Origin of the sequence: Mycobacterium sp., from assembly GCF_035274705.1 — a bacterium.
Lineage (GTDB): Bacteria > Actinomycetota > Actinomycetes > Mycobacteriales > Mycobacteriaceae > Mycobacterium.
Window position 1 is genome coordinate 1 of sequence record NZ_DATENY010000099.1, and the last position, 13,569, is coordinate 13,569.

Annotated in this window: 11 protein-coding genes; 4 read left to right on the forward strand and 7 right to left on the reverse strand. The window is 61.1% G+C overall.

Annotation, left to right across the window (positions count from 1 at the left end):
- Nucleotides 1-80: 80 nt before the first annotated feature.
- The gene (locus VJV41_RS20890) at nucleotides 81-3,059 is read right to left on the reverse strand and encodes an RND family transporter (protein WP_325336934.1); all 2,979 of its coding nucleotides are present in this window, start codon (nucleotides 3,057-3,059) and stop codon (nucleotides 81-83) included.
- Nucleotides 3,056-3,493: an MmpS family protein gene (locus tag VJV41_RS20895; RefSeq protein WP_325336946.1), complete on the reverse strand. Its 438-nt coding sequence runs from the start codon at nucleotides 3,491-3,493 to the stop codon at nucleotides 3,056-3,058. The genes VJV41_RS20890 and VJV41_RS20895 overlap by 4 nt, the downstream gene beginning before the upstream one ends.
- Before the next feature lie 361 nt (nucleotides 3,494-3,854).
- Between VJV41_RS20895 and VJV41_RS20900 the strand changes: the two genes are divergently transcribed.
- Nucleotides 3,855-5,216: a cytochrome P450 gene (locus tag VJV41_RS20900; protein WP_325336935.1), complete on the forward strand. Its 1,362-nt coding sequence runs from the start codon at nucleotides 3,855-3,857 to the stop codon at nucleotides 5,214-5,216.
- Between the two features lie 50 nt (nucleotides 5,217-5,266).
- Here VJV41_RS20900 and VJV41_RS20905 read toward each other — a convergent pair whose 3' ends face one another.
- Nucleotides 5,267-6,052: an alpha/beta hydrolase gene (locus VJV41_RS20905; RefSeq protein WP_325336936.1), complete on the reverse strand. Its 786-nt coding sequence runs from the start codon at nucleotides 6,050-6,052 to the stop codon at nucleotides 5,267-5,269.
- A 250-nt stretch (nucleotides 6,053-6,302) separates the two neighbouring features.
- On the opposite strand from VJV41_RS20905, the gene VJV41_RS20910 reads away from it, so the two are divergent.
- Together VJV41_RS20910 and VJV41_RS20915 are read left to right on the forward strand one after the other, a co-directional pair.
- Nucleotides 6,303-7,133: an SDR family NAD(P)-dependent oxidoreductase gene (locus tag VJV41_RS20910; RefSeq protein ID WP_325336937.1), complete on the forward strand. Its 831-nt coding sequence runs from the start codon at nucleotides 6,303-6,305 to the stop codon at nucleotides 7,131-7,133.
- A 783-nt stretch (nucleotides 7,134-7,916) separates the two neighbouring features.
- A complete protein-coding gene (locus tag VJV41_RS20915) occupies nucleotides 7,917-9,233 on the forward strand; it encodes a PE-PPE domain-containing protein (protein WP_325336938.1) in 1,317 nt (438 codons plus the stop codon).
- Nucleotides 9,234-9,432: 199 nt separating this feature from the next.
- Here the strand turns inward: VJV41_RS20915 and VJV41_RS20920 are convergent, their stop codons facing one another.
- From VJV41_RS20920 to VJV41_RS20930, 3 genes are read right to left on the reverse strand one after another with little or no spacing between them, the layout of a single operon-like run.
- On the reverse strand, nucleotides 9,433-10,173 hold the full coding sequence (locus tag VJV41_RS20920) for a nitroreductase family protein (protein ID WP_325336939.1): 741 nt from the start codon (nucleotides 10,171-10,173) through the stop codon (nucleotides 9,433-9,435).
- A complete protein-coding gene (locus tag VJV41_RS20925) occupies nucleotides 10,166-10,669 on the reverse strand; it encodes a DUF2505 domain-containing protein (protein WP_325336940.1) in 504 nt (167 codons plus the stop codon). The genes VJV41_RS20920 and VJV41_RS20925 overlap by 8 nt, the downstream gene beginning before the upstream one ends.
- 29 nt (nucleotides 10,670-10,698) lie before the next feature.
- Nucleotides 10,699-11,400, reverse strand: a complete 702-nt coding sequence (locus tag VJV41_RS20930; RefSeq protein WP_325336941.1) for a flavodoxin family protein — start codon at nucleotides 11,398-11,400, stop codon at nucleotides 10,699-10,701.
- Nucleotides 11,401-11,473: 73 nt separating this feature from the next.
- On the opposite strand from VJV41_RS20930, the gene VJV41_RS20935 reads away from it, so the two are divergent.
- On the forward strand, nucleotides 11,474-12,304 hold the full coding sequence (locus VJV41_RS20935; RefSeq protein ID WP_325336947.1) for a class I SAM-dependent methyltransferase: 831 nt from the start codon (nucleotides 11,474-11,476) through the stop codon (nucleotides 12,302-12,304).
- Here the strand turns inward: VJV41_RS20935 and VJV41_RS20940 are convergent.
- Nucleotides 12,297-13,556 (reverse strand): phthiocerol/phthiodiolone dimycocerosyl transferase family protein, encoded by a 1,260-nt coding sequence (locus VJV41_RS20940; protein WP_325336942.1) that lies wholly within the window; start codon nucleotides 13,554-13,556, stop codon nucleotides 12,297-12,299. The two genes, VJV41_RS20935 and VJV41_RS20940, sit on opposite strands and share 8 nt — an antisense overlap.
- Nucleotides 13,557-13,569: the final 13 nt, after the last annotated feature.

Consider the following 13,569-nt stretch of genomic DNA (forward strand, 5'->3'; position numbering starts at 1 on the left):
TGCACTGCAGCACATTACGAAATCACCCGCCATTACTGGCCGAAGCGACAACGGGTCGCGCGCGAGTTGTGCAGTGGCAGCTACCTATGCTGAGAACTCGGTTCTCGCTCGATCCCAAAACGCAGGTCGCGTGAGACAGGCAGCCGTGTCACGCGGGCTGGACGCGAGCGAACGTTCAGTGGCCACCAGAACCAGCGTCCTAGCAGCGCGGCGACGGACGGCATCATGAACGACCGCACCACCAGCGTGTCGAACAGCAGACCGAGACCAATCGTGGTGCCCACCTGTCCGACAGCGCGGTGGTCGCTAACCGCCATGGAAGCCATCGTGAAAGCGAACACCAATCCCGCGGCGGTCACGACCTTGCCGGTGCCGCCCATCGCCCGGATGATGCCTGTCTTCAGCCCGGCGCCAATTTCCTCTTTGAACCGTGCGACCAGAAGCAAATTGTAGTCTGACCCCACAGCCAAAAGAATAATCACGGCCGTTATTAGCACCAGCCAGTTCAAGTTCAAGCCGAGAATATACTGCCAGAGCAGTACGGATAACCCGAACGATGCGCCCAAAGACAGCGCCACTGTACCCACGATCACCAGGGCAGCTATAAGACTTCGAGTGATGATCAACATGATGATGAAAATGATGCAAAGCGATGCAATCCCCGCGATCAAAAGATCGTAGTTCGAGCCTTTGCGCAGGTCCTTGAAGGTCGCCGCGGTGCCGGCGACGTAGATATTGGCGTTCGCCAGTGGCGTCCCCTTGAGAGACTCCTCGGCGGCCGTCTTTATCGCATCGATCCGCGAGATGCCCTCGACCGTCGCGGGGTCTCCCCTATGCGTAATGATGAACCGCGCCGCCTTCCCGTCCGGTGACAGGAACAGCCTTATGACGCGCTGGAAGTCCGGATTGTCGAATACCCCCGAAGGCAGGTAGAAGGAATCGTCGTTTTGGGCGGCGTCGAAATCCTGCCCCATGGCAGCTACGTCGCCGCCAAGCTGCTCCATTTGCTCAATGATCCCGGACATGGTGCTGTACGTCGTCAGCAGCATGGTCCGTACGCTTTCTACGGTAGCGATCTGCGAGGGCAACAGCGCGAGCAGCTGCGGCATGACCGTGTCGATATTGTCCAGATTTGGCGTGAGTTCGTCCCGCATGACCGTGTCGATAGTGTCCAGATCTGGCGTGAGTTCGTCCAGCTTGTTGGTGATCTTGTCCACACCATCCGATGCGTCATATGCAGACCTCAGCGCCCAGCAAGTGGGGATGTCATAGCAGTGCGGTTCCCAATAGAAATAATTCCGGACAGGCCTAAAGAAGTCGTCGAAATCAGCGAGATGGTCTCGTATTTCCTTGGTGATATCCACCGTTTCCTTCGTGACACCAATCGCATGGTGAGTGGCGTCAGTAAGCTCTTTCGTCGCACCGACCGTACGATGAGTGGTGTCGGCAAGCTGTTGCAAGAGTGCATACGTTCGCTCCAGGGTCGCAGTGGTTCCTGCAAGCTCTTCGGCCTGCGAACGCATGTCCGCCAGTCGGTCTTTCACAAACGCCATATTTTGTAGCAGTCCGGCGTTTTGGATGCTAAGCAAGAATGGTATGGAGGTATGCTGGAGGGGCGCGCCTTCGGGTCGAGTTACGCCTTGCACCAGGGCAACCCCTTCGACGCCGAATATGCCCTTGGCCAGTTTGTTCAACACTAAAAAGTCCGCCGAATTGCGCATATCGTGATCAGATTCGATCATAAGCGTCTCGGGCATCATCCGCGCCTGGGAAAAATGACGCTCTGCCGCTGCCAATCCAATGTTCGCGGGGACATCCCGGGGCAAATACTGCCAGTCTTTGTAGCTCACCTGGTATCCCGGCAGCGCTAGCAGACCAACCAGGGCGATCGCGCACGTTGCGATAAGGATTGGTACCGGCCAGCGCACGACTGCAGTACCCACTCGTCGCCATCGGCGAACCGACATCGTGCGCTTTGGGTCGAGGAGGCCAAAACGGCTGGCTACAGTAAGGGCCGCGGGAACCAGTGTGACCGCGACCGCGACCGCGACGAGCATGCCTAGCGCGCACGGGGCGCCCATGGTTTGAAGAGCCGGCAATCGGGTGAAACTAAGGCAATACGTCGCCCCGGCGATAGTTAAACCGGAGGCCAAGATTACGCGCGCCACCCCGCGGTAAGTGGTGTAATAGGCCATTTCCCGATCTTCGCCGGTCTGACGCGCCTCATGATATCGGCCCACGAAGAATATGCCATAGTCTGTTCCGGCCGCGAGCGCCAGGGTTATGAGGATATTGGTAGCAACAGTCGAAAGTCCGATGATACCGTAATGGCCGAGGAACGCGATTATTCCACGGACTGCCACCAATTCGACCCCAACCATGGCCAACAGGAAAACTGCGGTAGTGATCGAACGAAATACCAGAAGTAGCATAATCAAGATCACTGTGACTGCTGCCAGGGTAATCGTAACGACTGCTTTCTCGCCGGTTTCGTTCCCATCCGCTACCATTGCCGCTGGCCCGGTCACATAGACTTTGACCCCGTCCGGCGCGGCCGTGCGCTGCACGATATTCCGAACAGCGTCGACGGATTCGGTCGCCAGAGCCTCGCCTTGGTTGCCCGCGAGATTCAATTGAACATAGGCAGCCTTGCCGTCGGCGCTTTGCGCTCCGGACGCTGTTAGCGGATCCCCCCAGAAATTCTGGATGTGTTGCACGTGCGTCGTGTCGGCGTTCAACTGACGAATTAAGTTGTCATAGTAATGGTGCGCGTCGTCGCCGAGCGGCCGATCGCCCTCTAAGACGACCATCGCCAAGCTATCGGTGTTCCATTCCTTGAATAGCTCGCCAATGCGCATCATCGCCTTTATCGACGGCGCATCTTTGGGGCTCAGCGATACTGCCCGCTCTTTGGCGACCTGTTCGAGCGACGGAACGCAGAAATTCACCACGACCGTAATCGCCAACCACCCAAGAATAATGATCACCGAAAATTTGCGGACCGTTCTCGCTACGAATGGTCGCTCGGTGTGTCCGTTGCTCGCGCGATGGTTGCTCATGCGCCCTTTACCAAGCAATGGGTGAAGGCGTTCACTTCGTTCGAAATTCTCTCGGCTTTGACCTCACCGTTCACCACGATGCGGCAGCCAATACTGTCGCTATCGCCTTGCGCCACAATGCTACTCACAACCGACGGTGAGGCCGTCGTAATCGTCAATGACCACGGCAAGCTTGCTCCATTGACTTGCTGTGGCTGAGAATTGACGTCAAAATAGCTTATGTCAGCGACGGTCCCTGTCGGCCCGAAGACCTCGTAAACCACCTGCTTTTGGTTGAATGACTTGGTGTCGTGCACTTGAACGACGGCATACGACGGGCGCATTTCAGTGCCGGAGTTGCCGCGGACCCGCGACACGATGAATCCTCCACAAGCGACGACCACGAATACAACCAGCGGTATCCACACTCGCCCCAGAACTCTGACGATCCGCATTTTCTTCACCCGTTCCCCTACGGAGTGGCGCGCCCCGCTTGATAAGGCGCGAACAAGGCTGACGAGCAAACCATGTCGTGGCCGGAATCCGTCACGGTGCTGCGGCACGCCGCCTCCGGTGTCGACCTGATCGTCGCATAGGGCGTCCAAGCCGGCGGCCATACTCGTGAAGTCGCAACCACGGTGCTGGGCCCCATGGTGGTGAAGATCGACGCCGCACGGCTGTCCGGACATATGCTCCTTAATTACGGATGTTTATCCCGGATTACGGACATTTCTGCCACTGTAGCCGCAACTGGGCTACGGTGTTTGCTGTAACCCGCGGTCGGTCGTGAGGATCTTCACGAGAGGGTTCATCCAGATGACGTTTGCGCACAGGCTCCGATTCCGCGCTGGCCTTCTGAAGATCGGGGTAGACGGCCTGGCCGGAGTCGCTCGGGACCGTGCCTCCTCCTACGGCTCCACCTTGACCGGCAGGATAACTGCACCGCTCACTGACTTCGACCCGTTCTCAGCGCAGACGATGCGCGATCCGTACCCGGGATATCGTGCGCTGCTCACCGGACCGAACGTGCGGTACAACCGCAAGCGCGGGATCTGGATCGTAGCGGGCTACGACGACGTGCGGACGGCGTTGCGCGACCACGACGCGTTGTCTTCGGCGGAGAGTCAATCCCGGTATCGCGTCCATCTGCAGACGATGAACGCGGCCGACCCTCCCGACCACACTCGGCTTCGCAAATTCGTCTCTCGGGCCTTCACCCCACGGGCGATGAAAGCCTGGCAAGCGGCCATCAACGAGGTCGCCGACGAACTCGTCGACGTCATGATCGCCTGCGGCAGAACCGAATTGGTGGCTGATCTCGCAAAGCCGCTCCCGAACCGACTGATCGCCATGATGTTGGGAATACCGCAGCAAGATCACGCACGGTTCCTGGATTGGTCCGATGCGATCGTCGCAAGCGCCTTCGCGCCGTTGACCCCGCACGGAATCGCTTTGAGCGCGCGCTCAGCCCGTGCGACGGCGGCGATGCGGCGCAACCTTGACCACCTCATCACACATCGCCGGAGCCACCCCGGTGACGACCTGATCTCGATGATGACCGCTTCGGATGGCGACGATGTGATGACCGATGACGAAGTCTTCTGGAGCGCTGCCATGCTCATCGGTGCCGGCAGCGAGACGACGACGAACCTCTTGTCGGGGCTGTTCCTGACCCTGGCACAGCGCCCCGACGTGTACGCCCAGCTGCGCGAGCACCCCGAGCTGATTCCCGCCGCGATCGAGGAACAGCTGCGCCTTGTCTCACCTGTTCAAGGGTTCTACCGAACCGCCACCCACGACTGCACCATCGGTGCGAACACAATCCCTGCCGGCGCACGCGTTCTGCTCCTGTTCGCCGCGGCGAACCGCGACCCGCGCCACTACGACGACCCGGACACCTTCGACCTGGATCGCAACCCGTCCGACCACCTCGCCTTCGGCGGTGGCATCCACTACTGCCTGGGCACACCCCTGAGCCGTATGGAAGTCAGCCGGGTTCTGACACAACTGCTTTCGCGAGTCGACGCCATCCGGCTCGACGGGGAATACCGTTACCTCGCCAACCCGACGATGCGGGGGCCGGCACATCTGCCCCTCGAATTGGTGCCTACCAGACCGGGTGTGACCGGCACGACGATGAGCGTCGCCACGACGTCCGAATCCCTCGAAAACCCCTGATGCGCGCGGAGAACCACAAGGTTCTGACCATTCCTCGGTGCTCGAGAGCCCTAAAGCCGGTGCGTGCCTAGCCAGGTGTGGATTCGTTCAGCCACGGCAGCCCACCCGGGCTCGAGCATCATGTTGTGCCCCATGTTGGGGAAAAATACTGCTTCGGTGCGATATGCGTACGCCGTCGCAAGAACTTCTTTTCGCGTATGGGCGCCGTCCTCATCGGCGCCTAGGACCAGCAGCGGCGTGTTCACCCGTTTCGGGTGGGGCAAGCTGAGCACCAAGCAGTCGATGCCGACGCGCCCGCTGTCCTCTTGGAGCCGCGCCGCGTATTTCACCACGTGGGACTCGGGCGTATGTGCAGAGAAGAATCTCTCGCGTGCGAGCTGTGAAGTATTGATATAGGGCAACGCCTTGCCGGTGACTACCATCTTGGTGAAATGCCACGGGTGCTGCCTTATCCAGCGCAGGGCGGATCCGAGGTTTCCCTGCGGGGGCATGGACGTCATCAACACACCGGCAGCACAGTCGTGCGACTCCAGATACTTCTGCACGATAAGACCGCCCATCGAGTGACCGATAACCACGGGCGGGGTGGGCAGACTGTCGGCGACCACGCTGATGTCCTCGACGAAGTCGGCTACCGAACAGGCCCGAAGCGGTTTGTCAGTCGGGCTGTTGCCATGGCCGCGAAGGCTGACCGCCAGGGCACGATAACCCCTCTCGGCGAAGAAGCTTAGGAAGTTTTCATCCCAACACCATGCCGCATGCCAGGCCCCGTGGACGAAGAGCAGCGGAACAGGGTGGGATTCGCTGACACGTCCCCTGTCGATTACTTCAAGCATGTCGCACACGGTTTCTCGTGCGCCCTGGGCACCTTGCAAGCCTCCCGAGGCGAAGGTTCTTCTTAGGAGTAACCGCAAAATATCACGCACGTGAGGCGACAATCGCAGAACCAGTTCCTGGCCAATTGCGCGGCCGCGGGTGGCTTGAATCGCTACCCTTGCACCTGCACGCAACTCCGCTCTGCGCGGCGGCAGGTCCTCATGACGCCGCCACCGGATTGCGACCGTCCTTCCGAGGAGCCCTGATCCGATGAAAGCCCCGCCGACCGCTCTGGTCACGGGGGCGACGAGCGGCATCGGTGAGGCCACCGCGTACCGGCTGCAGGCCCGAGATTATGTGGTGTTCGCGGCCGGCCGCAATCCGACTGCTCTCGATACCCTGCGGTCAGGAGGTCTACAAGCCCGCGAACTCGACGTCACCGATGAGGCCGCGGTGTCCAGACTCGTCGAGGAGATCCACACCGACTACGGGGGCGTGGACGTACTCGTCAACAGTGCCGGCTTCCCGCTTCCAAGCCCGCTCGAGCAAGTGGCGTTGAGCGACGTACGAAACCTCTTCGAGACCAATGTTGTTGCGACGCTTCACCTGTCACAGGCCGTATTGCCCGGTATGCGCGCTCGTGGAGCCGGCACAATCGTCAACATCGGCAGCACCGGCGGAAGATTCACAACTCCGGGCGCAGGTGCGTACCACATCTGCAAGTACGGCGTTGAGGCTCTCTCGCTCGCTCTTCGGGCGGAAGTAGCGCAGTTCGGCGTGCGCGTCGTGTTGATCGACCCAACTGGGGTACGTACTCGGTTTGTCGAGTCCCAACTTGAAGCGACGCGGTCGTACGCCGATGACGATCCGTACGGTGAGTTCAAGCGCCGCTACGCTGAGACCACACGCGCGCTCACCGAGATACCCGGCGTGATGGTAGACGCCGACACCGTCGCCCGCGCGGTCGTCCGGGCGGTCGAGGCCAACAACCCCAAACCTCGTTATATCGTTGGGATGTCTGGAAAAGCCTCCGTGCTGGCCCGACTGCTGCTAACCGACCGGATGTGGGATCGTGTCGTGATGAGGGGCTTACGCGGCTAGCTCTTTGGCTTCTTTCGAGCGCTGAATATCGCTGCGCTGCAGAGGGTTCCAGCGTGATCGTCGAGCCCCCAGCCGTGCGCTGAGCGGCCAACGAGCTGTCGCTGGGATTGCCCCACACGGGGCCCAAGTCAACGGCCGGGCTCGCGTTGCCAACGTCCGAAAACCCTTGTTGCACCATCGCTCGAAGCCCGACTAGTTGGCAGGCGCCAACAGGCTGTTGTAGAAATTTTCGAACGGCTTGATCGGATCCAGCGTGAAAGTCGTGTTGGCTTAAGGCATCACGTCGCCATTGTCGGCTATCGCACCGAACGACTTGTTCCAGTCGCAGGCTGGGGCCGCTGGGGTCAGTAATGCCTGCTGGTCCGCAGCCAGTCCGAGTAGTTACGATGACAGCACTGCCAGGAACGGGGCATCATCATCATCGTCGTCGCCGCAGGAAAATGCATGTGCCTGGTTATCTGGCCGGCCCTCGACGCGCAACTGCCGCTGCGTTATCGATGCCACGAGGTGCTTTACGCGTCTAAAGCCGCTCTAGTGCAGCCCGACGCCAGCAGTGAATCGGCCGGCACGATCAGCCAGACCCATGGGGTTAGCCGTGCGACGGAATACCGAATGCTTGCCGAGGATGGGAAGCATGAACGTTGACAGCAAGTTGCAGGGACGGATGCCAACCTCAGCAATTCCGCAGGAAACGCACAGGTGAGCAGGGGGCGGACCTAGACTTGACGGGTGGGTAAGGCTCCCGATCGGGAGTTGCGGCTCTCGTCTCCCCTCTTCGGCTTCATGGCCGGACTGGTTGGCAGCGGGGCCGCGGTCAGCGGCACCAACAGCAACAGTCAGCTCGCTTACCTGGCCGTTTTTATCCACTGGGAGGAAATTATGAAGAAGTCACTAGCTGCCGCAGCCGCCGCCGGAACGATGCTATTGACCGCCCCCGCCGCGGGCGCGATGACCTACACGTTGGAGCCGACCGATTTCGACGGCGTGGCGGGCATCGTAGTGAACGTGACACAGCAGCAACTCGGCGGCACCCTGTGTCCATGCACCAAGATTCCCTACCCTGCTGACGGCTTGAGCATCGCGCAGGGCGTGGCAGCCTTGGCATCTGCCCCATTGAAGGCGGGTGACATTGTGCTGGGGTTCAGCCTGGGGTCGGTGGTGGCCTCCGCATACCTGAACAGCCACACTCCGCCGCCCGGTGTGAAGTTCATACTGTTAGGCGACACGTCGAACCCCAACGGGCAGCTCGCGGCGATCGGTTTGCTGCCATTATTCGGTGGGGGCATCCCGCCCAACACCCCAGACCCGGTAGCGATCATCAGCCGCCAGTATGACGGCTGGGCCGACTGGCCGAACAACATCTTCGCACCGGGCTACCTGCTGGCCGTGATAAATGCCATACAGGGCGGCAACACCATCCACAACGACTACACCGAGGCATCCCTACTCAACAACCCAGCCAACGTGACGTGGACGCAGGGCAACATCACCTATGAGCTTGTGCCCACCCAGAACCTCCCGATAAATCAGGGCTGGCGCAACATCGGCTTAGGTTTTGTAGCCGACGCACTGGACGCGATCCAAAGACCGATGATCGACGCCGCCTACACCAACCGTCCCAATCCGACCGCGGCACAGCTGGCGGCCTCCACCAGCGAGCAGGCGAAGATCCCCTCGCCCGTGCAGATTCCCGGCCCGCCCGAACCCGTTGCAATGCTCAACCCGCCGCGCACGGCGTCCGTGCTGGCGAGCAGCAGCCAGCCAAGTTCGTCGCCCGCGCCAGCCGAGGTGGCGACAAATGTCGTGACGCAGCCCGTTATCGACCCGACACCAACGTCCGAGTCACGCCCCAGCGGCGTCAACTCCTTGGCGGCCGCTTCCGAGGTTCGATCTCGGCGAGGCACCAACGCGGAAGTGACCAAGCTGGCCACCACGAAGCCAGCCGAGGCCGCGAGCCAAACGGCCGGCAAGCCAGCGCTGCATCAGAGGGACTCTCAGGATTTCGGGGTAAGTGGCTCGACGCGCCGGTCCGAGATCGGCGCCGACGGTCATGATGACCGGAACGATGAGTCCGGTGATAGCGACAGCAACTCAAAGTGATGATGCGTATGTTGCAACTCGCCGATACCGCCGACCGGGTTGCTCAAAGCCCTGGCGAAGACGATGGTATAGACCCCGCTGAAAGACGACTGGCCAGGTTGATGAATATGAGAATGGTGTAGTCGTCGGCGAGCAGCCGCGTCGCCAGGCTGACGACGGCGATCTCGGGTAGCCGCGGTCCGATCGGACCGGCCACACCTCAGGGCCGCCCAAGAGTGTCGAGCCAAGCGCGGTTGCGGTAAGTATCAAGATGTGTAACCTCCTCGACCGGTTTGCGGGTTGTTGGCCCGTAGCGCCCGCGCGGCCAGCCGAGTGGCACGATGCAGCAAGGCGTTACGGACAGAGGCAGCTTGAGGAGTCTCCGCGCAGAAGTCTGACTCCACAGCGGCAGGGTGATCAGAGACGCGCCCAAGCCCATGGCGCGCGCGGCGAGCAACAGGTTCTGCACGCTGGGATAGATCGATCCCCAGTAGCCCGACTCGGCCACATGAGGCATCCGCACGAACGGCAGTCGCCCTTCGCGGGGACCCAGTCGCAGACAGGCCACCACCAGGACCGGGATTTCGGTGAAGTGGTCGATCTGCCACTGCGCCGCACGCGCGATCCTGGCCATCGACTCGTCGTGGGCAATGGCGCGCCTCAGTACTACACCGCGTTGAATCTTCCACGCCTGGCGGTAGCGCTTGGCGAGTTTCTCCTTGATGCGGCGGTCCTTCACGACGATGAACTCCCAGTTCTGCCCGTCGTTACCGGTCGGTGCCCGCAGCGCTAACTCAATGCAGTTCAGCACCACCGCGTCATCGACCGGGTCGGGAAGAACTCGTCGCACCGCTCGCTGAGTCCTCATCGCTTCGATCAATGGCATGTCGAGACGGGCCAGCGCCTCAGCGGTGGTTGGCACAATGCCGCTGGGAGAAGCGAAGTTCGGCGTGTCAGGCATGTTCGCTGATCCATGTTGTGGTGAAGCGCTGAATTTGTGGGATGCCTTGGGCGAACTCGCGTGCGACGAAACGCTCGATCGTGCCGCCCAGCAACGGGACTTTGAATTCCACGGTCGCCGTGAATGTCAGCCGCGAGCCCTCCCCCACTGGTGCTAGCACGGCCGTACCATGGCCCGATCCTGGCGCACCGGTCACCGCGACGCTGATCTCCCCGTTTACCTGGCGCTCGTCAACCGGTCTCCAACTCTCGGTACTCCGGACGTTCAGGTCACCGCGATACAACGTGGCGAGTGTCCCGGGCAGCGCACTGCGGCGCAGATCCTCGGTGATAGTCACGGTAACCGTGCCGTCAGAGTCGACAACCAGCGAGTCCAGCCTCTTGCTGCCGCCGAAGGTAGCGATTCGGGCCAGCCAATAATCCTCATCACCGAAAGCCGAATGGACTTGTTCAACGCTGGCCGGTGATTCGAACGACACGTCGAATGAACGGGACATAGCCAAGCACACTCCTTACGTAATGCAGCTCATCGCGGCTGTCCCGATCGCTTGTCGAACAACCGATCCGCGAGGCCAGCCGCGAACTTTCGCGTCTGCTCCAGTTGCTCTGGCTGGATGTTGGTGGTCGGAATGCGGACACCCAGATACCGGTCCCGGTATTCACCTGAGCCCAGAAAACTAGTCAGCGACAATATGGACCGAAGCGGGTCGCCGGGATAGGTGAAGTGGATTCCGTCGACGTACCGACCGCCCTGCTGCTCGGCGAGCTCGCGCACCGCCGTGAAGTTCTCTTTCCAATACTGGCGACAGACGACGAATACAGCGAACGGCTTGGCGTCCAGGAGTTTTCGCGCTTCATCCGACTTCAGGAAGGAACGCATAGGCATGTTCACGGTCTGCCACCAGGTCGGTGAGCCGATGCAGATCAGGTCGTAGTCGCCGTTTCGCACTGTATCCGGGGTTCGGATATCCCCGGTGGCACCGCGCTTCTGTGCCGGCAGCACGCTGAGCATGTCGGGCCATACACGTCGCATCGGGAAGTGCGAGAACCGTTCGGCATACCGCTGATCCGTGAATTCGATCTTGGCCTGCTGCACCTCGCACCCGCGCTCGCGGAACACCTCTCCTGCGGCCTCAAGCACCCGCTGCGATTGTCCCGAATACGTGTAGTACAGCAGCAAAACCCGCGGCGGTCGTTCGTCGCGCCCTTCGTTGGCTATATCCGTCATCGCAACTCCCCTATTCGAAACTTCTGCTGTATCCATGGCCCACCGCGGATCCTGCGCACTTAGGCTCAAACACGTGACCGACAAAGTTGCCGTCGACCTCAGCGGTCCCGCGCAGACTATGCTGACGACCCTGTACTGCAAGGCGCTGGACGCTGACTTCGACCGGCCCATATTGGCCGATGGATTCGCCAAGGAAACCGTCAGACGAATCGATTACGACTGGCGCCGCCTCGGGATTGCCGACAGGTGGACGCCGCTGGTGACGGTACGCACCGCCCAGTACGACATCTGGGCGTCCCAATTCCTGGCCGTTCACCAGCATGCCACCGTGGTCCATCTGGGGTGTGGTCTGGACAGCCGCGTGTTCCGGCTGGATCCCGGCCCGAGTGTTGAATGGTACGACATCGACTATCCCGCCGTAATCGCCTTGCGCGAGAAGCTCTTTCCGACCCGCCCGAACTATCACCTGGTCGCCACTTCGGCGACCGATCCGTCGTGGCTCGACCAAATTCCTTCCGGTCAGCCAACATTGCTGTTGGCCGAGGGGATCAGCATGTACCTGACGGAGCACGAAGGCGTCGCGCTGCTGCAACACGTCGTCGACCGGTTCCCGTCCGGCGAACTGCAGATCGACTTCTACAACTGGCTCACAATCCGGTCGCAGAAAACGCACAAATTGCAGCGGCAGTCCGGTTCGACGCTCTATTGGGGCGTCAATAGTCCACAGGACATCTTGGGTCGAGTTTCCGGGGTTCGCTTGCTGACCGCTGTGACGTTCTTCGATGCGACCACCTTCAGCCGGACATCGGCTCCTTTCCGCTTGGCGGGGCGCCTGGTGCGGGCGATTCCGCCGCTGCGCAAGATGCTGCAATACCATCGCTATGCCTTCGGGCCCGTTAACTGACACCGCTTGCCGCGTGCTGCTCTGCAATGCTGCAGAGCAGCGAACGTATGGCCTCGACCGACGTTTCAGGCGCCGGCCCATGTGAGTGGTACTCGACGCTCAACTGTCCGGCGAAAATCTGCGTGAAGTAGATCTCGATTCCGGCGCTGACGGCGAAGTACAACTCGCCGTGGGTGCTGATCACTTCCACATCGGGAGGTGTCCGTACGGGAGGGACCAGACCGTTATCGGAAAGCAGGACGACATCGGGCAAGCCCGGCGCATTGCCGACGTACTGCGGGCTGAAGTGAAGTCTCGACTGCTGGATCACGCCCTCGGCGAGGTCCGACTGAAAAGTCTCTGCGATGTCGCGGGCGAGGTCGATCACACCGGTCTTGCGGTCGATGTCGGCGAGATAGGTCGCCAATCCAACGGGGTTGGTGCACCCGGTGGCGGACACTGGCGGTGAGAGGAAGTACCGCAGGTCGACTGTGTAGATCAAGGGGACCGGGATGTTCGGCGTGCCGCGAACGTGCCACTCCGCCAGCACGACAACGGCGGACAGCACCGCGGTCAAGCCGAGCCCATGTGCACGACAGAGCGCAACGATGTCGTCTGTATGGCGCTCGCTCAGCCGGCACGACACCATCGGAACACGCACGGGTGAAGGAGGTTTGACGCCGCTATCAGCTCGCCGGGATGGCGGAAGATCATAGGCGAACATCGCCGGCATGAACCGCTCGATACCCGAGCGCTTCTGCTTGTGTATGCCCCGTTCGGCGAGCACAGCCTCTATCGGTTCCGGCGCGGGCTGGACGGTGACCCGACGCATGCTTCCGGTGCAGAGCAAATCGGTGTAATAGGAAAGCAGTTCCTCGATGAGGCTGTACATGTGATGACCGTCGGCGAGGCTGTGATGGACGTAGAGGGTCGGCTGCGCCTGTCCGTCGCGGATGGTCACTCGGAGGTGGACCAGCGACTCGCTCTGGTCGAAGTGCAGAGGGGGGGCTTCGGCCGCCGGATCATCGAGCTCCACCACCTCCATTCCCGCGGGAAGAAGGTCGTCGGCGACGATCTGATGCCGCCCGTCGGAACCTCTCTCGAGGCGAGCCGTAAGGACTGGGCGTGCTTCGAGCAGCGCGTCGTAGGCAGCCGACAGCGCGTCGATATCGACCGGGCCCTTCAACTGTGCGCCAAGACCGACGAAATTGTGTGTCTCGGCGAGCATTTCCTCGCTATTCGCGAGCTTCCGAATGAGCGACGATGGAAACACTTTCACACTCCCC